Annotated in this window: 13 protein-coding genes and 1 pseudogene; 11 read left to right on the top strand and 3 right to left on the bottom strand. The window is 58.6% G+C overall.

Going from position 1 to position 20,894, the window contains the following annotated elements; genetic code table 11:
• The first annotated feature begins 22 nt into the window (after positions 1–22).
• From AXF19_RS00610 to eno, 8 genes are all read left to right on the top strand, one after another.
• On the top strand, positions 23–6,124 hold the full coding sequence (locus AXF19_RS00610; RefSeq protein ID WP_066843673.1) for a beta strand repeat-containing protein: 6,102 nt from the start codon (positions 23–25) through the stop codon (positions 6,122–6,124).
• Positions 6,125–6,370: 246 nt separating this feature from the next.
• The gene (locus AXF19_RS00605; protein WP_066843670.1) at positions 6,371–7,726 is read left to right on the top strand and encodes a phosphomannomutase/phosphoglucomutase; all 1,356 of its coding nucleotides are present in this window, start codon (positions 6,371–6,373) and stop codon (positions 7,724–7,726) included.
• 27 nt (positions 7,727–7,753) lie between these two features.
• On the top strand, positions 7,754–9,202 hold the full coding sequence (locus AXF19_RS00600; protein ID WP_066843667.1) for a glucose-6-phosphate isomerase: 1,449 nt from the start codon (positions 7,754–7,756) through the stop codon (positions 9,200–9,202).
• Positions 9,203–9,275: 73 nt separating this feature from the next.
• On the top strand, positions 9,276–9,821 hold the full coding sequence (locus tag AXF19_RS00595; protein WP_066843665.1) for a hypothetical protein: 546 nt from the start codon (positions 9,276–9,278) through the stop codon (positions 9,819–9,821).
• A 6-nt stretch (positions 9,822–9,827) separates the two neighbouring features.
• Complete coding sequence (locus AXF19_RS00590; RefSeq protein ID WP_066843659.1) at positions 9,828–11,114, top strand: type II secretion system protein GspD; 1,287 nt, start codon at positions 9,828–9,830, stop codon at positions 11,112–11,114.
• 38 nt (positions 11,115–11,152) lie between these two features.
• Positions 11,153–11,824, top strand: a complete 672-nt coding sequence (locus tag AXF19_RS00585; RefSeq protein ID WP_066843656.1) for a response regulator — start codon at positions 11,153–11,155, stop codon at positions 11,822–11,824.
• 178 nt (positions 11,825–12,002) lie between these two features.
• Entirely contained in the window at positions 12,003–12,782 is a 780-nt protein-coding gene (locus tag AXF19_RS00580) for a ZIP family metal transporter (RefSeq protein ID WP_066843646.1), read from the top strand.
• Between the two features lie 496 nt (positions 12,783–13,278).
• The gene (gene eno / locus AXF19_RS00575) at positions 13,279–14,583 is read left to right on the top strand and encodes a phosphopyruvate hydratase (RefSeq protein ID WP_066843644.1); all 1,305 of its coding nucleotides are present in this window, start codon (positions 13,279–13,281) and stop codon (positions 14,581–14,583) included.
• A 74-nt stretch (positions 14,584–14,657) separates the two neighbouring features.
• Here the strand turns inward: eno and AXF19_RS00570 are convergent, their stop codons facing one another.
• Positions 14,658–15,170: a nitroreductase family protein gene (locus tag AXF19_RS00570; protein WP_066843642.1), complete on the bottom strand. Its 513-nt coding sequence runs from the start codon at positions 15,168–15,170 to the stop codon at positions 14,658–14,660.
• 155 nt (positions 15,171–15,325) lie between these two features.
• Here AXF19_RS00570 and AXF19_RS00565 point away from each other — a divergent pair, with 155 nt between their 5' ends.
• Together AXF19_RS00565 and AXF19_RS00560 are read left to right on the top strand one after the other, a co-directional pair.
• Positions 15,326–16,165 (top strand): ankyrin repeat domain-containing protein, encoded by an 840-nt coding sequence (locus AXF19_RS00565; RefSeq protein ID WP_066849920.1) that lies wholly within the window; start codon positions 15,326–15,328, stop codon positions 16,163–16,165.
• A 2-nt stretch (positions 16,166–16,167) separates the two neighbouring features.
• Entirely contained in the window at positions 16,168–17,988 is a 1,821-nt protein-coding gene (locus tag AXF19_RS00560) for a M48 family metallopeptidase (protein ID WP_066843634.1), read from the top strand.
• Here the strand turns inward: AXF19_RS00560 and AXF19_RS13250 are convergent.
• Positions 17,976–18,188 (bottom strand): annotated as a pseudogene (locus AXF19_RS13250) (MFS transporter); the annotation flags it as partial. The gene AXF19_RS00560 and the pseudogene AXF19_RS13250 overlap by 13 nt on opposite strands.
• A 163-nt stretch (positions 18,189–18,351) precedes the next feature.
• Here AXF19_RS13250 and AXF19_RS00550 point away from each other — a divergent pair.
• Positions 18,352–19,524 (top strand): MFS transporter, encoded by a 1,173-nt coding sequence (locus tag AXF19_RS00550; RefSeq protein WP_066843627.1) that lies wholly within the window; start codon positions 18,352–18,354, stop codon positions 19,522–19,524.
• A 100-nt stretch (positions 19,525–19,624) separates the two neighbouring features.
• Here the strand turns inward: AXF19_RS00550 and pepT are convergent, their stop codons facing one another.
• Positions 19,625–20,890, bottom strand: a complete 1,266-nt coding sequence (gene pepT / locus AXF19_RS00545; RefSeq protein WP_066843618.1) for a peptidase T — start codon at positions 20,888–20,890, stop codon at positions 19,625–19,627.
• Positions 20,891–20,894 lie beyond the last annotated feature (4 nt).

The raw sequence follows: 20,894 nt of genomic DNA, 5'->3' as shown, positions 1-20,894 counted from the left end.
CTCCGATCGCAATACGGGCAAAATGACCGAGTATTTGAGCAACGGCACGTACCGCTCCTATGCGATCGGTACGAAGGAGCAGGATAAGCCTGCCTTCAGTGCAGTCACAAAGGCAAACGGCATGGCGCAGTACGCGCCGAAGGCGGGGCTGACCTACAACTGGACGGGCGGCAGGAGCGGTCATACGACAGAGAAGCACTACAGCTACGGCAGCCGCTTTATTGCGTGGGGGCTGATTCCGACCGGTGTGGTTGGGGAAGCCATGAAAGAGGAGAATATCAAAAACGGCACAACGCGCATTACCACGGTGGAGCGCAGTGCAGGAGATACGCTCCCGAACGGCGCCTATTTCGGCGAGGGCGATACGAGCAAAGAGTTCCGGGTAGACGGCAATGTGTATTCGTCGGACAGCAACCCATTCCCCGACCCGCCCGACAGTACGAAGTATTACGGTAAATGGTTGGAAGATAAGGACGGCAATCGTCTCTATAACGAGGATGGCACGCCGAAGATGGATGATCGAAAAACGGGAAAATTCCTCGGGTATGGCATTTACTTCTTACAGTGGAACACCAGAAAAACGACCGATACGAACAACACCTATCACGTCGCGGCAGACCGCACGATCGGTGTGGACTTCCTCACGAGCCACGAACAGGGCAATGTGGACGTGCATACAAAGGGAAATCTCGTCCTGAACGGTGCCATCCGCAATCTGACGAATCGTGACTATGCCGTCAATCTGAAATCGGATGCGGGCAGGATCGAGAGCAGCCGTGGGAACAACGGCATCGCCTACACGAACAACCTGACGGCGAGTGCTGCACAGGGCATGAATCTCGTGCAGAGCGCAGCGAATACGGATGCAGTATCGAAGGTCGAGCTTTCCACAACGGCAGGCGCGATCGACTTTACCGCACAGCGCGGCGACGTACAGATCGTCAAGGCATATGCGGGCGCATCGTCGCTTTCGGATGTACGCATTCGCGCCAATGGCAGCATTCGTGCGGCACAGGGCGCCAACCCTGCCGTGAAGGGCGCGAACATCACGCTCACGAGCACGGCGGCAGTCGATCTTCCCGTTTGGGCAGAGGGCAGAGTTGACGTGACGGCGGATGGCAACATCACATTGACGCAGAAACAGACCAATGGCGATCTGAGAGTTGGCAAGATCAGCAGTGCAAATGGTGACGTACATCTCACGGCGGAGCAAGGCTCGATCATCGACGCCGTGGCGGAGGAGGGAACGCTCTCTGATGCAGATGAACGCATGAAGCGTTGGAAAGAGCTCGGGCTGACGCATGGAAGCGATGCGGCAAACGAAAGCACACACGCCGCAGCCGCCGCCAAGGAGGAACGTCTCGAGGGGCTGCGGAGGCTCGGCAAGGTGGCCGCGCGGGAGATGAGCGCGAAAGGAGCGACAGATGCACAGGTGGAGGCGCTCTATAACAACTATCAGAGCATCTCCGAGGCGTACCGCACGGATGCGGACATACAGAAGGCACGTGCGGCATATATTGCCGAGCTGAAAGCCTCGCACGAAGCGGGCTGGTCGGCAGAGGAGGCGTATAAAAACACCATTGGCAAAGCAGAGGAGAAATTCTTTGCTGACCGCGGCATTGTCCCGACGTCGGAGCATTCAAAGACAGAGGTGGACAAGGTACGCACCTTCATCCGCGACTACAAGACGCTCGATGAGAGCAAGAGCTACGGATGGAGTGCGAACGGGCTGCGCTATGCCATCCAAAACAGTGTCATCAACTCGACGCCGGGCCAGGTCACAGAGGTCAAGGAACCGAACATCGTCGGGCGCAATATCACGCTCACAGCGGGCGCAAATCGCGGCATCGGCGAGGACGGTACAAAGAAAAGCATCGCCAATGCCGACCTCATGCAGGAGGAGAATCTGCGTGCGCTCTCGAATGCACGCGCGGGCGAGCTGCGCTGGACGGAGAGCGGTGTAGAGATCACGCGTACGCGTCCCGTCAAGGTACAGATGCGTGACGGCGGCAAGCTCAATCTGTACGGCGATCAACGCATTTACGTTCTCGGCAAGGACAGCACGCTGAACCTCGGCACCGTCGCCTCCAAGGGGAACGTCGATCTGCAGGGCGACAAAGGCATCTATGGCGGCGATACAGCCATCACGGCGGCGAACCTCTCCCTGCGCGCCGGCAACGGCGGCATCGGCAGGGCAGACAGACATTTGCTCATCAACGCGAGCGGCGTGCTCGACGCCAATGCGTCGGGCGGTATCTATATCAAACAGGATGCGGCGCGTCTGCTGACCATTCAGTCGGTCGGCAGCAACGGCGATGTCGTTCTGACCGCCTCCAAGGGAATGCGCATGACGAACGAGGCCGGCAAAACCGACGGCTACATCAAGGGCAGACGCATCACGCTGACCTCGGATGCGGGCGACCTCGGTACGGCGGCAGACGGCATCCGCATCGCCTCAGAGAGCCTCCTCTTTGCCAATGCAGGTACGCATGATGTCCATATCGCGAGCAAAGACAGCGGATCGCTCCTGCTCGGCGGACTGAAAGGCAGGAACATCTCGGTCAGCGCGGTCAACAAAGTGGAACTCAAGGAGGCAGACGACAAAGCCGCGCAGCTCACGGCGGAAGAAACAACGAACATCACATCGAGCGATGGCAGTATTGCGCTCACGAACGGCGCGATCACGGCAAAGACCGTCAATCTCTCCGCGAAGAATGGCATCACGCAGAGCGAAAGCGGCAGCATAAAGAGCAATACGCTGAGCGTAAAGTCGGATGGTGCGGTCAGTCTCCTCGGCACGCAGAACAGATTCCCTGTTCTTACGATGGCGGGGCTCTCCGGCGATATGGTCGGCGGCAGCGTCCACATTGTGAATACGGGCGCGATGACGGTGGCGGATCTTGCAGCAGCAGGCAACGTCACCATCATGCAGAAAGGCGCGCTGACAACCGGCGCCGTCAAGACGGTGAAGGCGGGTGCTGCGACGGGCGACGTGCGCCTGCATACCGATGATAAACTCACGGTGCGGGGCGACATGGATGCCGCAGGCAGCGCAGAGCTGACAGCGGATAAAGACATCGCTGTTGACGGCGCAGTGACGACCGGCGGCGACCTCAAGGCGCGTGCAAAGAATGATCTTACCGTGAATGGCGCAATATCGTCGCACGGCATGACGCAGATCGACGCGGGTCACGATGCCAAATTCAATGGCAACCTGACCTCGGATAAGGATCTTACGATTCTTGCGAAGAACAACATCGTGACGAAGGAGGGAGCAAATCTCTATACCAAAGAAAACGGCAGACTGAAAGCCCATGCGGCAGAGCTTGGCGGCGATGTTCGTGCGGACGGCACGCTGACGATTGAGACCGATGAGCGACTCGCGGTAAAGAATGTCATGGCAGGAGGCGCGGCGACGCTGAACGCAGGTACGAACCTCACGGCGCAGAATGTGTCGGCAGGAGGTGTGGCAACACTCCATGCGGGCACTGACCTCACGGCGCAGAATGTGTCGGCGGGCGGCAAGGCGGAGCTGACAGCAGGTCATGATGCAGCGATAAACGGCACAGTGACGACCGGCGGCGACCTCACGGCGCACGCGATCAACGATCTCACGGTGCGCGGCGCCATACTCTCGCACGGCATGGCGCAGATCGACGCGGGTCATGACGTAGTGATTGACGGCACAGTGACGACGGACGGCGACCTCACGGCGCGTGCAACCAACGATCTTACCGTAAATGGCGCAATATCGTCGCATGGTATGACGCAGATCGACGCGGGTCACGATGCCAAATTCAATGGCAACCTGACCTCGGATAAGGATCTTACGATTCTTGCGAAGAACAACATCATAACGAAGGAGGGAGCAACGCTCTACACGAAGGCGGACGGTCGGCTCAAAGCCCACAGCGCAGAGCTTGGCGGCGATGTTCGTGCGGACGGCACGCTGACGATTGAGACCGATGAGCGACTCGCGGTAAAGAATGTCATGGCAGGAGGTGTGGCGACGCTCAATGCGGGCACTGACCTCACGGCGCAGAACGTGTCGGCGGGCAAGGATGCCGCACTGACGGCAGGAAAGAACCTGTCCGTGCGTGACGTTACGGCGGGCGGTGCGGCGACGCTGAACGCGGGTACGAACCTTACGGCACAGAATGTGAAAGCGGGAGGTGCGGCAACACTCCATGCGGGTACTGACCTCACGGCGCAGAATGTGTCGGCGGGCGGCAAGGCGGAGCTGACAGCGGGTCATGATGCAGCGATAAACGGCACAGTGACGACCGGCGGCGACCTCACGGCGCGCGCGATCAACGATCTCACGGTGCGCGGCGCCATACTCTCGCACGGCATGGCGCAGATCGACGCGGGTCATGACGCAGCGATTGACGGCACAGTGACGACGGACGGCGACCTCAAGGCGCATGCAACCAACGATCTTACCGTAAATGGCGCAATATCGTCGCATGGCATGACGCAGATCGACGCGGGTCACGATGCCAAATTCAATGGCAACCTGACCTCGGATAAGGATCTTACGATTCTTGCGAAGAACAACATCATAACGAAGGAGGGAGCAACGCTCTACACGAAGGCGGACGGTCGGCTCAAAGCCCATGCGGCAGAGCTTGGCGGCGATGTTCGTGCGGATGGCACGCTGACGATTGAAACCGACGATACATTGACGGCAAAGAATGTCACGGCAGGAAAAGCGGCAACGCTCAAAGCCGGTACTGACCTCAAGGCAGCGAATGTGACGGCAGAAGAGGCGGCAACGCTGAACGCAGGTACGAATCTCACGGCACAGAATGTGTCGGCAGGAGGTACGGCGACGCTGAACGCCGGCACACAGATCACTGCACAGAACGTCACGGCGGGCGGCAAGGCGACTCTGACCGCGGGGACATCCCTCAAGGCAAATGATGTCAAAGCAGGCGGCGCAGCCGACCTTCATTCCCAAAAGGAGATGGAGACGGGCAGCATTTCCGCTGACACCGTAAAACTCCGTGCTGAGGACGGCGACATCCACAGCCACGGCGCAGTCCATGCGAGCAAGGAGGCCTCCGTCTCCACAGGGACACAGGGCACAATCAAACTCGAGAAAGGACTGACGGCGGGCAAGGATATTACCTTCGCCACAAAGAACGGCGATATGCTCTTTGGCGGCGATATTCACAGCACAGGAGGAAACATCAAAGCGACGGTTGCCACCAAGGGCGACATCAAGCAGATCGGCGATGCAAAAGTCTCCGTGAAAGCCGATGCCAAGGGAATCGGCAACGTCACCATCACGAACAGCGGCGAAGGCGATGTTGACCTGCATCGCATCTACGCAGACCGCGATGTCCGCGTCGGCCTTGCACACGGCAACATCCATGTCTATGAGATCAACGGCGCGCTTGTCGCCGTCATGCTGAAAGACGAGAGCAAGAAGATGAACCTCGAAAACATCATTGCGGAACGCCGCATGATCGTTCAGGGGGCGGATATGAATCTTGATAACGTCCGTGTTCGCGAGGGAGCGGATGGAATGCTCTCCATCGAACCGAGCGGTGCGCGTGACGATCGGCCGATTGACAATTTCACAATGGGCAATCTCGATCTGGGCGGCAGCGCAGGCGTTCGCTTTGAGCGGCTGTGGGCGAACAAAGCAAAATTCAAGATATCCGGCGGCAGGGTGCGCTTTGACAAACTCTTTATCGAGGGCAGGGCGGACATTTCCTACGCAGGACAGGAGACGAGCATCTACGGCACGCCGCCGCAGATCGACGGCAACCCCGTGACCTACTGGAATGATGTCAACAGGAACAACCCGCGCTCCAACCTGGATGCGTGGCGCGGCTCTGATGCACAGGGGTGGATGCACATCTTCTTCACGGGACCGAACCGGCAGGAGAGCAACGGCAATCTGCTTGCGCTTTCGAACTATCGCTTCGTTTATTCGCAGCGGGAGAATTTGGTTGACTTCATGGGTCGTGCATTGCGGCAGAATATGGATGCCGCGCTTGGCGGACTGCGTGTCTCTGCGACGGACGGCAAGGCGCTCGCCATGCAGGAGCAGGCGGAAAATGCAGATATGTCGGCAGAAAACGCAAAGGAGGATGCAATTACCGTAGAGATGTAAACGGGCTATAGGATGGGGCTGTTGCGCGAAGTTGAAAAACCTCGTGCGGCAGCCCCTGTTTTTTATAAAAAACACAAGAAAAGTTCGTAAGATTTTGATGCAGGAGAGAGGAAAAGAAGGAAAGGACGGCGAATATCTATTTATGTTCTTTAGTGTTTTGTTATGCCCCGATGGTTCTGCCGCAGGTGGGAGACAGGGGTGTTTATGGGATGCCGAGGGGGCTTCCCATGGAGGAGGGGACGTTACATGGCAGTGACAGACAAAGGTTTTGGCGCATACGATGTACGCGGTATCTATCCCGACGAGGTGAACGAGGAGCTCGCTTACCGCGTTGGACGCAGTTTCCCCACGCTGTTCGGCGCGAAGAAGGTTGCGATCGGACATGACATCCGTCTCTCGGGACCCGCGATCCGCGATGCGCTCGCAAAGGGGCTCACGGAGGCGGGCTGCGATGTTGTCGACATCGGGCAGTGCGGCACGGAGATGATCTACTTCGCGACGGCACATCTCGGCCTTGGCGGCGGTATCATGATTACGGCGAGCCACAATCCGAAGCAGTACAACGGCATGAAGTTCGTGCGCGAAGAGTCGCGTCCGATCTCGAGCGATACGGGGCTGAAGGACATTGCGGCGATGGCGGTCGGTGAGACCTATCCTGCACCCGCAGCGACGCCCGGCAAGATCGAGCAGGTGGACATACTCGATGAGTATGTGAAGCACATCCTCACCTATGTCGATGTGAGCAAACTAAAGCCGTACAAGATCGTCGTCAACACGGGCAACGGCGCGGCAGGTCCCATCATCAACGCAATGGAGAAGTTCCTGCCCTTCGAGCTCGTCAAGGTCTACAACGAGCCGGACGGCAATTTCCCGAACGGCGTGCCGAACCCGATCCTGCAGGAGAACCGCGAGGCGACGGCAAAGGTCGTGCGCGAGACGGGCGCGGATTTCGGCGTGGCATGGGACGGCGACTTCGACCGCTGCTTCCTCTTTGACGAAAAGGGCGGCTTCATCGAGGGCTACTACATGGTCGGCTTCCTCTCGGAGGCGTTCCTCAAGAAGAACAAGGGGGCAAGCGTGATCTACGATCCGCGCCTCGTCTGGAACACGATTGAGATTGCGGAGAGTCTCGGCGGCAAGCCCGTCATGTGCAAGAGCGGCCACGCATTCATCAAGGACAAGATGCGCGAGGTCAATGCGATCTACGGCGGCGAGATGAGCGCACATCACTATTTCCGCGATTTCTCCTACTGCGACAGCGGTCAGATTCCGTGGCTGCTCGTGGCGGAGCTGATGAGTGCATCGGGCGGCAAGACGCTCTCCGAGCTGATGAAGGCGCGCATGGATCGCTTCCCAACCTCGGGTGAGGTCAACAGCAAGGTCGCGGACGCAAAGGCGGTCATGGACCGCATCGAGGCGAAGTACGGTGCGAGCGGCAAGGTGACAAAGGTGGACGGCCTCTCGATTGAGTTCGACAAATGGCGCTTTAACCTGCGCATGTCGAACACGGAGCCGGTCATCCGTCTGAACGTTGAAACGCGGCAGGATGAGGCGTTGCTCAAGGAGAAGACGGACGAGCTGCTGGCAGAGATTCGTGCCTAAGAGTTCTGGTACAGGAAGGAGTTTTTGATGAGTCTTGTACTGAAATCCGGATTTACATTTGACTATGACAATCTCTACGGCGAGGGCAAGGTGACGGACGCCGACCTCGCATTCTACGCAGAGGATCTCAAGAAGGCGCATGAGGCGATGAAGGTCATGCGCGAAAAGGGCTTTATCCGTGCGCATCTCTCGAAGGACGGCGAGCCGGAGAAGGTGCTGTTCTCACAGACGCCCTACATCGAGGAGGGGCATATCAACTCGCCCTCGTCGATTGCGCGGCTGAAGGAGCTCGGCAAGCACGTGCAGGAGAACACGGATGTCGTGATCTCGCTCGGCATCGGCGGCTCGTTCCTCGGGAACAAGGTGCTGTTCGATGTGCACTGCGGCGAACTCTGGAACTCGCTCTCGAACGAGCAGCGCGACAACTATCCGCGCATCTATTTCAGCGGCAACAATATTGACCCGCGCCGCACGGGCGACATCATCAACCATCTGAGGGATGTCGCGCAGATCAAGAAGAAGAACGGGGCAGGGCCGCTGCGCATCATGCTCCTCGTCATCTCGAAGTCGGGCGGCACGCTCGACACGATGTCCAACTTCATGGTCATGTACGATGAGTTCATGAAGGCGGACAACGTCGAGGTCGAGGTGGTCGCTGTCACTGACCCGAACGAGGAGAAGCCAACGCTGCTCAAGAAGCTCGCGATGGACATGGGCTGGAAGCAGTTCGCCGTGCCGGACGGCGTGGGCGGACGCTTCACGGTCTTCACCGAGGTCGGGCTCACGCTCGCCGCGTGCATCGGCTTTGACATCGAGAGCTTCCTCGCGGGTGCACGTGACATGGATGCGGCGTGCCAAAGCGACGATCTCTGGCAGAATCCCGCCATGCTCAATGCTGCGCTGAAATTTGCGGCATCGGAGAAGCACGGGCGCGACATCGAGATCATGATGCCCTACGGTGACTATCTGAAATCCGTCTCCGAGTGGTACATCCAGCTGCTCGCCGAGTCGCTCGGCAAGCAGTTCAACAAGGAGGGCAAGGAAGTCTGCTACGGGCGTACGCCTGTCGTTGCGGTCGGTACGACGGATATGCACGCGCAGACGCAGCAGCATCAGGAGGGCAAGCTCAACAAGGTCGTGCAGTTCATCCGCATCGACAAGTGGGCGGACGATCTCGTGATTCCGAACGCATTCCCCGAGGTCAAGAAGCTCGCGGATATTGCGGGTGTCACGATGGGGGCGGCGCTCGAGGTTGCACGTCAGTCGAACGCGGACGCACTCGCGTCGAACAAGCGCTACAGTGCGGTCTTTGCGTTGCCGGAGCTGACGCCGTATCATCTCGGCGAGCTGCTCTATCTGCTCGCGATGTCCATTGCCTACGAGGGCGAACTCGCGGATGTGGACGCATTCGATCAGCCGGGCGTGGAGGCGTACAAGCGCATCATGGGACCGAAGCTCCAGGCGTTGAAGGGATAAATTTTCGGAGGCAAATGTCTTCATGAGGGGAGGGGCTGCTGCGGCAGTCCCTTTCTATGTTTAGGAGGTTCTTGTGATCGACACGTGGCGCACATATCTCGGCGAACTGTCTGCACGGCAGCTGGCGCTCATCGGCGCAGCCCTCCTGCTCGCCGTCAGTGGCACTGCGCTCCTGTGGACAGATGAGCCGGAGACTGTCGTCACACTCCGAGAGGAGACCTCGCCGCCGCCCGCGCCGGAGATCGCAGGACTCTCGGCAGCGGCGCAGAAAATGTCGCTACGCAATCCGTTTTCGTATGCGCATGAGACGCTTGCGGAGACAACCCCACCCGTGGAAAACGCCAAGGGCGACGTACAGCCGCCGGTGCAGCCTGCTTCACTGGCACAGCTTCCGTCCACATCTGCAAGCACTCCTCCCGCACACCCTCCGGAGCCGCTCGTCCTGCGCGGCGTGGTGACGGATGCGAACGGTGTGCGTATCGCCATCCTCGCCAAGGGGACGGAGAGTGCGGCGCTCGCCGTCGGGGAGACATGGCAGGGGCATACACTCCGAGAACTGACGGATCGATCCGCAACGCTCGATGCAGCATCGGGTAGCATTACAGTGACAAGGGAGTAGAACTGTATGAAACGATGGATGATGACGGCTGCGCTCCTGTGGATGCTGTTCCTGCCACTGCCTGCCGCCGCAGCACCTGTGACGATCGACGTGACAGCCGGCGATGTGCGTTCCGTTCTGCTCGCCGTTGCGCGCATGGCGAATCTTCCGCTCATCATCGACGACGCTGTGACGGGCTCGGTGACGGCACATCTGACGGGCGAGGGGGAGGAGGTGCTGCGCCTCATTGCCGCTGCACGCGGCATCCACATCGAGCAGCACGGGGCTGTCTTCCTTGCACTTTCCGCAGACGTGCGCACGGAGAACCGGCGCGTCCACTCCTATATCGTGCGCTATGCTGACCCCGAGGAATTGGCACATGCTGTAAATTTATCCCTGACGGGTGAAGGAAAACGGGCAATAGTGTCGAAAAATAATGAAGAGAGATTGAATGAGGGCTCAGATTCTGATACACAGCGCCGCGTGCTCGTCGATCGGGCAACGAATACGCTTCTCTTTTACGGGACGGAATCTGAGGCTCTTTCCGTGCGCGAAATCATCTCCGCACTCGATGTCGCTCCGCAGCAGGTATCGCTCGAGGCTCGTGTCATCGCCATCTCAAAGCAGGCGGCGAAGGAGCTCGGCGTCGACTGGTCGTGGTCGAGTATCCCGCAGTATCCGAAAACCGAACGCGGCACTGACGGGCATTGGCAGGTCGGCGAGCGCAATACGGGGATGGGCGGAACGAATACACCGGGGATCATCCGTTTTGGCAGAGGACCCGAGGGCGTTCCCTTCGAGTTCTACTACTCTGCGGCGATTCGCGCACTCATCACGGACGGTAGGGCAAAGATGCTCGCGCGTCCGAACATCACCACGGTGCAGGGGCATGAGGCGCTCATCAACATTGGCGCGGAGGTGCCTGTGCCGCGCACGACGACCTCGAACACTGTCACAACGACGGGCATCGACTACCGCGAGGCGGGGATCATCCTGCGCTATACGCCGCGTGTCACCGAAGACGGCAACATTGTTGCGCGCGTGCATACGGAGGTCAGTACGCCCGTCTACGTCGAGGATCTCAAGGCATACCGCTTTCAAAAGCGGAGTGCAGATACAACCGTTCGTCTGAAAGATGGTGAAACCATGGTGATCGGCGGGCTCATCGACAGCGACGAATCACGCTCGCTTTCAAAGATACCGTTTCTCGGCGACATACCCATACTCGGCGCGTTCTTCCGCTCCGTGCGGACGAGCAAGACCGAGACCGAACTTATGATTTTTCTCACAGCCCACGTGTTGGATGAAGAATAGATATACATAGCAGGATGCATGGAAAAGAGGAGATGTCAGTGGCAATCAGGATATTACTTGCAGACGATCACGCACTCTTGCGGCAGGGGATCAAGCGCGTGCTGAACTTCGAGGATGATCTCGAGGTGGTCGGTGAAGCCGAGGACGGTCAGGAAGCCCTCGCGCGCACGCTTATGCTCAAGCCCGACATCCTCCTTCTCGACATCAACATGCCGGGGCTGACAGGACTCGATGTCACGAAGCAGCTGAAACAGGCGCGCTCGCGTACGAAGATCATTGCGCTCACGATCCACGACAGCGACAACTACGTCCTCGAACTTCTGAAGAATGGCGCGCTCGGCTACCTGCTGAAGGATGTCGAGCCAAACGTCCTCATCAAGGCAATCCACATGGTCAACGAGGGCAATCCCTTCGTCTATCCGAAGCTCGCAGAGCGGCTTTTCGGCAGTGCGGCGGTCTACGGCGATGTCAGCCGCATGGCAAAGGAAATCTGGGACGAGAGCCGCGGCGAACGCCTCACCCCGCGTGAGATGGACGTGCTCGGCTGCATTGCGAAGGGGCTCTCGAATCAGGATATCGGAAAGGCTTTGGGACTTAGCGAAAAGACCGTCAAGAACCACCTGACGAGCATCTTCCACAAGCTCAAGGTCAACGACCGCACACAGGCGCTTGTCTACGTGCTCAAGAACAAGATTGTTACGTTGGAGTAATACAAAACGGCTCGCACGCGATGATGATGCGAGCCGTTTCTGTTGGACAGAAGGACAAAATGTATACCAGACTCAGTCAGAAAGCGACCAAGGCATATTACAAGCAAATCGATGAAATAAATTATCATTTGTCGATAAAAAAGGAACGTGCTATAATATCCGGCATGAGGTGAAATTTATGCTGGAAATTTTCCAAGGCTTGATGATACCGTTCATCGGAACGGCACTCGGTGCGGCCTGCGTCTTCTTTCTCAAGGGCGCGCTGAACCGCAATGTGCAGCGCGGGCTGACGGGCTTTGCTGCGGGCGTGATGGTCGCGGCGTCGATTTGGAGTCTCCTGATCCCCGCGATGGAGGGCTCTGCGGAGATGGGGCAGCTTGCGTTTGTACCTGCCGTTGTGGGCTTTTGGGCAGGGACACTCTTCCTCCTTGCGCTTGATCACATCATCCCGCATCTGCACATGAATGCAAAGAAAGCGGAGGGACCGCACAGCCGCCTCTCGCGAACGACGATGCTCTGCCTTGCAGTGACACTCCACAACATCCCCGAGGGGATGGCGGTCGGCGCGATCTATGCGGGCTGGCTGAGCGGCAGTGAGGGCATTACGCTCGGCGCGGCGCTCGCGCTCTCACTGGGCATTGCGATTCAGAACTTCCCCGAGGGCGCGATCATCTCCATGCCGCTGCGTGCAGCGGGAATGGGGAAGTGGCGCGCATTCGGCGGCGGTGTCCTCTCGGGGGCGGTCGAGCCGATCGGCGGTGCGCTCACGGTTCTTGCAACGGCGCTCATCGTGCCGATTCTGCCCTACGCGCTCGCGTTTGCCGCAGGCGCAATGCTCTACGTTGTTGTTGAGGAGCTGATTCCGGAGATGAGTGAGGGCGCGCACTCGGATGTGGGTGTCATTTCGTTTGCGGCGGGCTTCTCGCTCATGATGATGCTCGACGTTGCACTCGGATGAAAAAAGAATACAGAAAAAGAGCCGTTGGCGGGGTGCCAAGCGGCTCTTTTTCCTGGAAAGGGATGCGCGCAGGTCGGGAAAAACCTGCGGCTTGAGAAATGGGATGTAAGGGTTATTTGCCTTACAATGAGGAACGCAGGGAGACGTTCCTATAGAGGGATGATCAACGGGGGAAAATGTCGGGGAGGACGTTTCGTGTTCCCCGTTGATATCTGTATTATATCATATTATTTTTGAAAATTTTGTAACCCAAGTCACACAATACAAAAAAAGATATATTAAGAATGAAAAAATCTCGAAAAGGTTTTGGATTGCAGAGGACGATCGCGTTTCTTGAAAAATTCTCAGAAATATCTCAGATCAGACTGTCTGTGCGCGCCTCCTGCATTGCTTTTTGAGAAAAAAAATCGTATAATAGCGAGAAGGAGAATACGCTCTATGGAGCGGCGTATTCGGAGGGGATGCTCCCTTTGTTTGGTGATGAGGAGGAATATTCATGCGTGATTACTTAAGAATCGCTCAGGTTATCGGTCGTGAGATCATCGACTCGCGCGGCAATCCGACCGTTGAGGCGGAGGTTGTGCTCGAGGACGGCACGATCGGCCGTGGTGCGTCCCCGTCGGGCGCGTCCACGGGTGAGTTCGAGGCGCTCGAGCTGCGTGACGGCGACAAGTCGAAGTTCGGCGGCAAGGGTGTCTCCAAGGCTGTTGAGAACGTAAACGAGAAGATTGCGCCCGCCCTCATCGGCATTGAGGCGAGCGACATCTATGCAGTCGATCAGGCGATGTTCGATGTGGATGGCACGAAGGATAAGTCCAAGCTCGGCGCGAATGCGATCCTCGCGGTCTCGATTGCAGCGTCGGATGCAGCAGCAAAGTCCGAGGATATCCCGCTCTATCGCTTCCTCGGCGGTCTGCAGGCGAACGTCCTGCCCGTACCAATGATGAATATCCTGAACGGCGGCGCGCACGCGACGAACTCTGTGGATACGCAGGAGTTCATGATTATGCCCGCAGGTGCTCCGACGTTCCGCGAGGCGTTGCGCTGGTCGACTGAGGTGTTCCACTCCCTCCAGTCCCTTCTCAAGAAGGAAGGCAAGACGACGGCGGTTGGCGACGAGGGCGGCTTTGCGCCTGACCTCGATTCCGATGAGGACACGATCGAGCACATCCTGAAGGCAATCGAGAATGCCGGCTACAAGCCCGGCGCGGACTTCGTCCTTGCGATGGATGCGGCGTCCTCCGAGTGGAAAGATAAGGAAAAGGGCAAGGGATTCTACCATCAGCCGAAGTCCGGCAAGAAGTTCACGTCCGATGACCTCATCAAGCATTGGGAGTCCCTCGTCGATCAGTTCCCGATCTACTCGATCGAGGATGGTCTCGATGAGGAGGACTGGGACGGCTGGAAGGCGATGACGGCGGCACTCGGCCACAAGGTTCAGCTTGTCGGCGATGACCTCTTCGTCACGAATACGGAGCGTCTGAAGAAGGGCATCGAGCTCGGCGCGGGCAACTCCATCCTCATCAAGCTCAACCAGATCGGCTCTGTTTCCGAGACACTTGAGGCAATCAAGATGGCGCACAAGGCGGGCTATACGGCGGTTACGTCGCATCGTTCGGGCGAGACCGAGGACACGACGATTGCCGATCTCGCGGTTGCACTCAACACGGGGCAGATCAAGACGGGTGCACCGTCCCGCTCTGAGCGCGTTGCAAAGTACAACCAGCTCCTCCGCATCGAGGAAGAGCTCGGCGGCAGCGCAATCTATCCGGGCAAGCGCGCGTTCAACTTCACGAAGTAAGTTGTTCTGCTACGAACCTAAAAATCCCCCGCTGCGGCGGGGGATTTTTAGGTTCGCGTGGGATACGCCACAGATCAAAGCACTTCCACAATCTCCACAGCAGACTTGCGCTGCGTATGGCGGGGGGAGGGGACGCCCTTCTCTGTGGCATAGCCGATGGGGAAGATGGCGATGAGGTCATAGTCTGCCATCTGAGGGAATGCCTCCTTGAGTTTCGGCGCATCGAAATGCCCGACCCATGTCGAGCGCAACCCCTCGTTGTGAATCGCGAGCATGATGTAGGTCGCGACGATGGAGGCGTCCACGTCGGCGAAGTTCCGCCCGTCGTAGGGGCGCACCCATGCGTCCTCACGCTTGCCGCCGACGACGAGGAAGACGCCCGCGCCGAAGGTGTAGTTCGTAGTCTCCGCGAGTCTTGCGCGCGCCTCGGGACTCTCGACTGCCCAGATCTTGAACGGCTGTTTGTTGACAGCCGTCGGTGCGACGCGCGCCGCCTCGATGATGCGATCCATTGCCGCGTGCGGAATCTCCGCATCCGAGAGTGCGCGGCAGGAGAACCGCTCCTGAATGAGCTCATTGAATTCCATTGTATTTCCTCCTCCTATGGTTTCTTTTTAAAGTATAACATAAATCGCAGGAAGAGGCGGGATTTTTTGGAACATTGGGCTGATATGGAGGAAATAGAATGTGCGCAACGAATTACTATCAGTGCAAATGTATTTCAGATGAGGGGGAATTTCCTATGAAAGCATTCATGACAGCAACGATGACGGCGGCTGTCCTTGCCGCAGGCGGTGCATTTTTGCCGTCGGCAGAGGCTGCGGGCGTATTCTTTGCGGATGCACCCGTTGTTTCACCCGCCGTGACAGAGCCCACGGCTGCGCCCGGCACGCGCCCTGTAATCTACATCCCGGGGCAGATCACGACGCCGTACATTGACCGCGACCTCACGACAGATGAGAATATGTTCTTTCTCGCCATCGAGAAGGCGGATTACAATACGATGCAGCTGATGCTCGACAAGGGCGTCGATATCAACGCCTACTACAGGAGAAAGGACACGACACCTCTTGGACGTGCGATGTACATGAACAATCGCACGACAATCCAGTTCCTTCTCGAGCGCGGCGCAGATGTGCAGGGCTATGTCTTCGATCGCGGAGAAAACCACACGCACTCCTATCTCGTGGCAGCAGCGGATAAGGGCGATCTCGCGCTCGTCCAATATCTGCACAACTGGGGGGCGGATATCAATGGGCTTTCGTGGAGCTATGGTTACGGCTTTTACAACGCACTCTTTACCCTCGGTACATCGTCCGATGATCTCAATGTCATGCGCTATCTGATCGCACAGGGCATCAATGTGAATTATGTGACAAGCAACGGCGGTACAACGCCGCTCACCTACTTTGCACAGATGTATATTTCGGCGGGTGAGCGTCAAAATATCCTCAAAATGCTGCTCGATGCGGGCGCAGATCCTGCGGTTCGTGATGCGTCGGGCAAGACGGCGGTGGACTACTGCATCGCCCGCAACGATCTTGACAGCGCGCGCTTCCTCCAGACATACGTTAGGCAGTAATGATGCGAAAAACAGCAAGCTCTCTTATCGTAGCTCTTGTGATCGCGGGGAGTGTCTTTTTCCCGCCCGCGCGCGCGGAGGCGATTGACGCGTGGGGGATTGCGGCGCAGGCACTTGGCGTGCTTGGTGCATATCATTCGGCGCTCGGCGCGGTGCTTGCACTTGGCAACGATGTTCATGCGCAGGAGGAGAGCCGCCGGCAGGACATCGCGGAGAATGGGCACGCGCGGAATGAGAGCGACATAGAACTCGTGGACGGCATTATGGAGCGGCTCGTACGGGACGGCGACTATGTGCTGCGCGTGAATTCGCTGCCCTTTACATGGGCGGTCACGGACAGCCCCGTCTTCAACGCCGCCTGCTATCCGACGGACTATGTGACAATCAATCGCGGGCTCATCCGCGGGCTGAACGGAAATGTGGACGAGCTCGCCGCCGTGCTCGGGCACGAGATGACGCACGGCATCCGTCAGCACAGCGCGCACAACTACGCGCAGGCGGCGGCGCAGTTCTACGGCATGAGCTTCCTCAATATGAATTTCGGTCTCATGGACTGGAACAAGCTGAACGCGCTCGTCGGTTACTCCGTCGCGAAGAATGTCACGCTGCCCACGGAGTACGAGGCGGATGAGGGCGGCTTCCGCATCATGACGAGTGCGGGCTTCAACCCCGGCGGCGGGGCGGCGGCGATGGCGCGCATGGGCTATTATCTGACCTATGTGACGCAGGAGATCGGGGAGTATCAGGATCCGACGCAGAAGGATCTGCCGCAGGACGATTTCTCCGACCATCCCGCGACGGAGCGGCGCGAGGTGAAGCTCGCGCAGTTCATGACGGACTACAGTGCGGGGCATGTGACGGTCACTGACCGCAAGACGGTCTGCATCGACGGGACGCCGCTCCTCACGGTTACATGGACAGATGAGGAGTACGACAACAGCCCCGAGAATGCCTATCTCGTCGCGGGTGCACTTGCACGCGCCTTTCATGACTATGATCGGGCGGAGGACTGGGGGCTTGCCCTTACGCGGGACGGCGGCGCGACGCTCGGCGGCGATGCGCGCGTGAACGAGCTGCTCGTGCACTTTCTTGCAAAGGAGCGGGCGGGGGCGCAGCTTATTTCGCTTGTTCATGCGGCATATGCGAGCGAGGCGGAAACGGGTGCACGCGAGAAGCTGCGTGCAGAGGAGAAGGCGCGTGCGGATGCACGGGCGGCAGAGCGCAGCGAGGTCGAGAATGCCGATGCAAAGGCGATCAAGAAGATGCGTGAGAACAGTGACGCGTACAGCGACTACGGCGACAGTCAGCGGGCGCTCGCGCTGATGGAGCGCGTCTTTGCCTCAGAGCACGATGACAGCCGTGCGCAGAGCTTCGTCATCCGTGCACGTGCGTATGCTGTGCAGGGCGACGCGGCACAGGCACTCGCGGATGCCGATCACGGCGTTGCGGAGGATCCGAAGGATGTCTACACATGGCTGAACCGCTCGGATGTGCGCCGTATGCTCGGCGACCGCACGGGTGCGCTCTCGGATGCATTGAAGGCGATTGAGGTGGACGCGAAGAATCCGTACGGCTATCTGATTGCCGCCGAGCTCTATGATGAGATGGGGGAGAAGGCACAGGCGCAGGAGTATTTCAAGAAGCTCTATGCAGTCGAAAAGGATGCCTTGGGGCGCATTCCGGACGAGTATCTCGAGGCGGTCGATAGGCGCGCCTACGAGAAGCGGATGAAGGAGAAAAAGAAGGCGCGTGAGGCACGGGAGAAGGAAATTCGCGAAAAGCTGCAAGAAAAAAGCCGCCCGACGGACGGCAATACAGAGTAACAGGGGCGCGCGACAACCGTGCCGATCTGGAAGAAGGTCATCGCCAGTCCCGCCTCGACATCGCCGCCGCCGTACTCCGTCATAATGACGATCGGCAGCGCCGCAATCATTGCATACTGCGTGATGTAGATGAGGAAATTGCTCAGACTCATGCCGAGAAATTCCACTGTCCAGAGCGCTTCGCCCTTTGTACTGTTCATGCGTTCCCTTTCCCTTCCTGTTTCGATAACGTGTGACCCAATATACTACGATTCGTCCCTCCTGTAAAGGAAGCAGCACTTGCTTTTTTTCATTCCTGTGATAGAATGGCAGGAGTTTTTCGGAGCACCTGGGGGATGGTGCTCCTGTTTTGGAGGAATGGGAATGACGGATATCGGAACAACGGCGGACGGTGCAGGAAAGCACGCAATCGGCAATCGTGAAGCGCACGCAACGCGTGCCATCTTCTTTGTCAGCGGCTTTGGCGCGGCATCGTGGGCACCGCTCGTGCCTGTTCTGCGTGAGCGCCTCGTAATCGGGGATGATCTTCTGGGGCTGCTCCTCCTCTGTATCGGAATTGGGTCAATCGTCACCATGCCGCTTGCGGGAACGCTTGCTGAGCGCATCGGATGTAGGCGCGTGCTGATCGTGGGGGCAGTCCTCTATGCGGTGAGCCTTCTCTCTATCTGCTTTGTAGACTCCTTCCGGGTCGCTGTTCCCGTCATTTTCCTCTTCGGCGGACTGATGGGCTGTGTCGATGTTGTCATGAATATTGCGGCGGTCATCGTGGAGCAGGGGATCGGGCGGCGCATCATGAGCGGCATGCATGCCTTTTGGAGTCTCGGCGGCTTCGTCGGCGCGGGTCTCTACGGCGTCTGGGTTGGTCTCGTGGGGCTGACGCCGCTTCAGTCAACCCTGATTGCCGCAGCACTCATGCTCACGCTGACGGCTGCGTTCGGCAGGTATCTCATTCCCTATGGCGGGGGCGGTGGCACACTCATCGCCATCCCACGCGGGATTGTCGCTTTCATCGGCGTGGCGGCGTTCATCGCATTCCTCAGTGAGGGCGCGGTTATGGATTGGAGCGGCGTCTACCTCACGGCGGTGCGCGGCATGGATCTCGCGCTGGCGGGCATGGGGTTCTCCGTCTTCTCGGCGGCAATGCTGCTCATGCGCTTCCTCGGCGACCGCACGACGCAGAAGGTCGGTCAGTGTCCCGTCGCCGTGGGCGGCGCACTGCTCACATTCGTCGGCATCCTGCTCGTCATGTTCGCACCCGTGGATGCACTGCTCTATCTCGGCTTCTTTGCCATCGGAATCGGCAGCGCGAACATCGTGCCCGTCTTCTTCTCCCTCATGGGGCGGCAGAACGTTATGCCCGTCGGCACGGCGGTCTCCGCTGTCAGCACCATGGGCTATCTCGGCGTACTCGCAGGCCCTGCCACCATCGGCTTTGTCTCCGCACATACGAGCCTCACGACGGCGTTCGGCATGCTCGCCGCTCTGTGCCTCGTGCAGGCAGCGGTCGGGTTCTACGTCTTCAAAAAAATGGTCTGAGGGGCAACACTTTTCGGACACTCAAAAACGGGGCTGTTGCACAAGTGTTTTGTGCAACAGCCCCGTTTTTTTTCATGGATGAATCGCTTGGACGTTTTGCTTACTGCGCCTTTTCGTATGCGAGCGCGATGAGCGCCATCGTCAGTTCGTACGATTTGCGCAGGGAGGGGATTGGCAGGAACTCGCAGTTCGAGTGGAAGTTGAGTCCGCCTGTGAAATAGTTCGGTGTCAGAATGCCCTTCGTAGAGATGAAGGAACCGTCCGTGCCGCCACGCATTGCGATCGTCTTGGGTGTGATGCCGAGGCGCCGCATCGCCTCGTAGATATGGTCGATCGCCTGTCGGTTGTCGTCTGTTACGGCGTCGGCGATATTGCCGTAGGTGTCCTCCATCCTGCACTCGACGCGGCAGCGCGTCTCCATCTGACGGAGCTTTTCGACGTTCTCCAATATGAGGCGTTTGCGCGCCTCGTAGCGCGCCTTGTCATGGTCGCGGATGTTCAGCTCAACCGTTGCCGTTGTGGGGTTGGAGCGGATTGTCTGGCACCAGATATAGCCCTCGGTTCCCTCCGTGCACTCCGGTGTCTCTCTCCGATCAAAGAGATTGACGAAATCTACGGCGAGCAGGGTCGGATTGACGAGCACGCCCTTCGCACTCATCGGATGCGCGCTCACACCGTGAATTGTGACCTCTGCAGAGCCTGCGTTGAACGTCTCATAGACGACCTCTCCGAGGGCGCAGCAGTCGATCGTGTAGGCATAGTCGACGGGAAACTTCGAAAAGTCCATGTTTTTCGAGCCCCAGAGCCCGCACTCTTCGTCGGGGACAAAGGCGACATAGATATCACCGTGCCACAGCGACGCATCGTCCGTGAGGCTTGCGAGTGCGGTCATGATATTCGCAATCGCCGCCTTGTTGTCCGCGCCGAGGACACTGGTGCCGTCGGTGACGATCAGCTCCTGATCAACGTAGGGGGCGAGCTCGGGATGCTCCGCCGCCCGCATGACGATCTCCTTTTCCGCATGGAGCACAATATCGCCGCCCTCGTAGTGCAGTCGGCGCGGCTTTACGACGGGGCTGAGCGAGACATCGACCGTGTCGATATGTGCGCAGAATCCGATGGCGGGGACGTGCGGCGCATCGGGCGGCAGATTGGCGGGCAGACGCCCCGTCAGGACGCATTTGTCACTCAGTGATACATCTTGGACGCCGAGTTCTTCCAGTTCGCTTTGGAGCAGCCGCGCCATGTCCCACTGCTCCTCGGTGCTCGGCACTGCTTTTCCACCGTTCGCCTTACTCTGTGACGGTATCTTGATGTAGCGGAGAAAGCGCTCGACCAGGGCTTCCTCGATGGCATTCGTTTTCATTTAG

The sequence above is a fragment of the Selenomonas sp. oral taxon 126 genome (genome assembly GCF_001683335.1).
In the GTDB taxonomy this organism is placed as follows: domain Bacteria; phylum Bacillota; class Negativicutes; order Selenomonadales; family Selenomonadaceae; genus Centipeda.
The sequence above is the reverse complement of the archived record's forward strand: the minus strand, read 5'-3'. Positions and strand labels throughout refer to the sequence as shown.

Coding starts and splice junctions, on each gene's coding strand:
- AXF19_RS00580 (WP_066843646.1), top strand. CDS start 12,003: ATGCTGGAAATTTTCCAAGGCTTGATGATACCGTTCATCGGAACGGCA.
- AXF19_RS00605 (WP_066843670.1), top strand. CDS start 6,371: ATGGCAGTGACAGACAAAGGTTTTGGCGCATACGATGTACGCGGTATC.
- eno (WP_066843644.1), top strand. CDS start 13,279: ATGCGTGATTACTTAAGAATCGCTCAGGTTATCGGTCGTGAGATCATC.
- AXF19_RS00560 (WP_066843634.1), top strand. CDS start 16,168: ATGCGAAAAACAGCAAGCTCTCTTATCGTAGCTCTTGTGATCGCGGGG.
- AXF19_RS00590 (WP_066843659.1), top strand. CDS start 9,828: ATGAAACGATGGATGATGACGGCTGCGCTCCTGTGGATGCTGTTCCTG.
- AXF19_RS00610 (WP_066843673.1), top strand. CDS start 23: ATGACCGAGTATTTGAGCAACGGCACGTACCGCTCCTATGCGATCGGT.
- AXF19_RS00600 (WP_066843667.1), top strand. CDS start 7,754: ATGAGTCTTGTACTGAAATCCGGATTTACATTTGACTATGACAATCTC.
- AXF19_RS00570 (WP_066843642.1), bottom strand. CDS start 15,170: ATGGAATTCAATGAGCTCATTCAGGAGCGGTTCTCCTGCCGCGCACTC.
- pepT (WP_066843618.1), bottom strand. CDS start 20,890: ATGAAAACGAATGCCATCGAGGAAGCCCTGGTCGAGCGCTTTCTCCGC.
- AXF19_RS00550 (WP_066843627.1), top strand. CDS start 18,352: ATGACGGATATCGGAACAACGGCGGACGGTGCAGGAAAGCACGCAATC.
- AXF19_RS00565 (WP_066849920.1), top strand. CDS start 15,326: ATGAAAGCATTCATGACAGCAACGATGACGGCGGCTGTCCTTGCCGCA.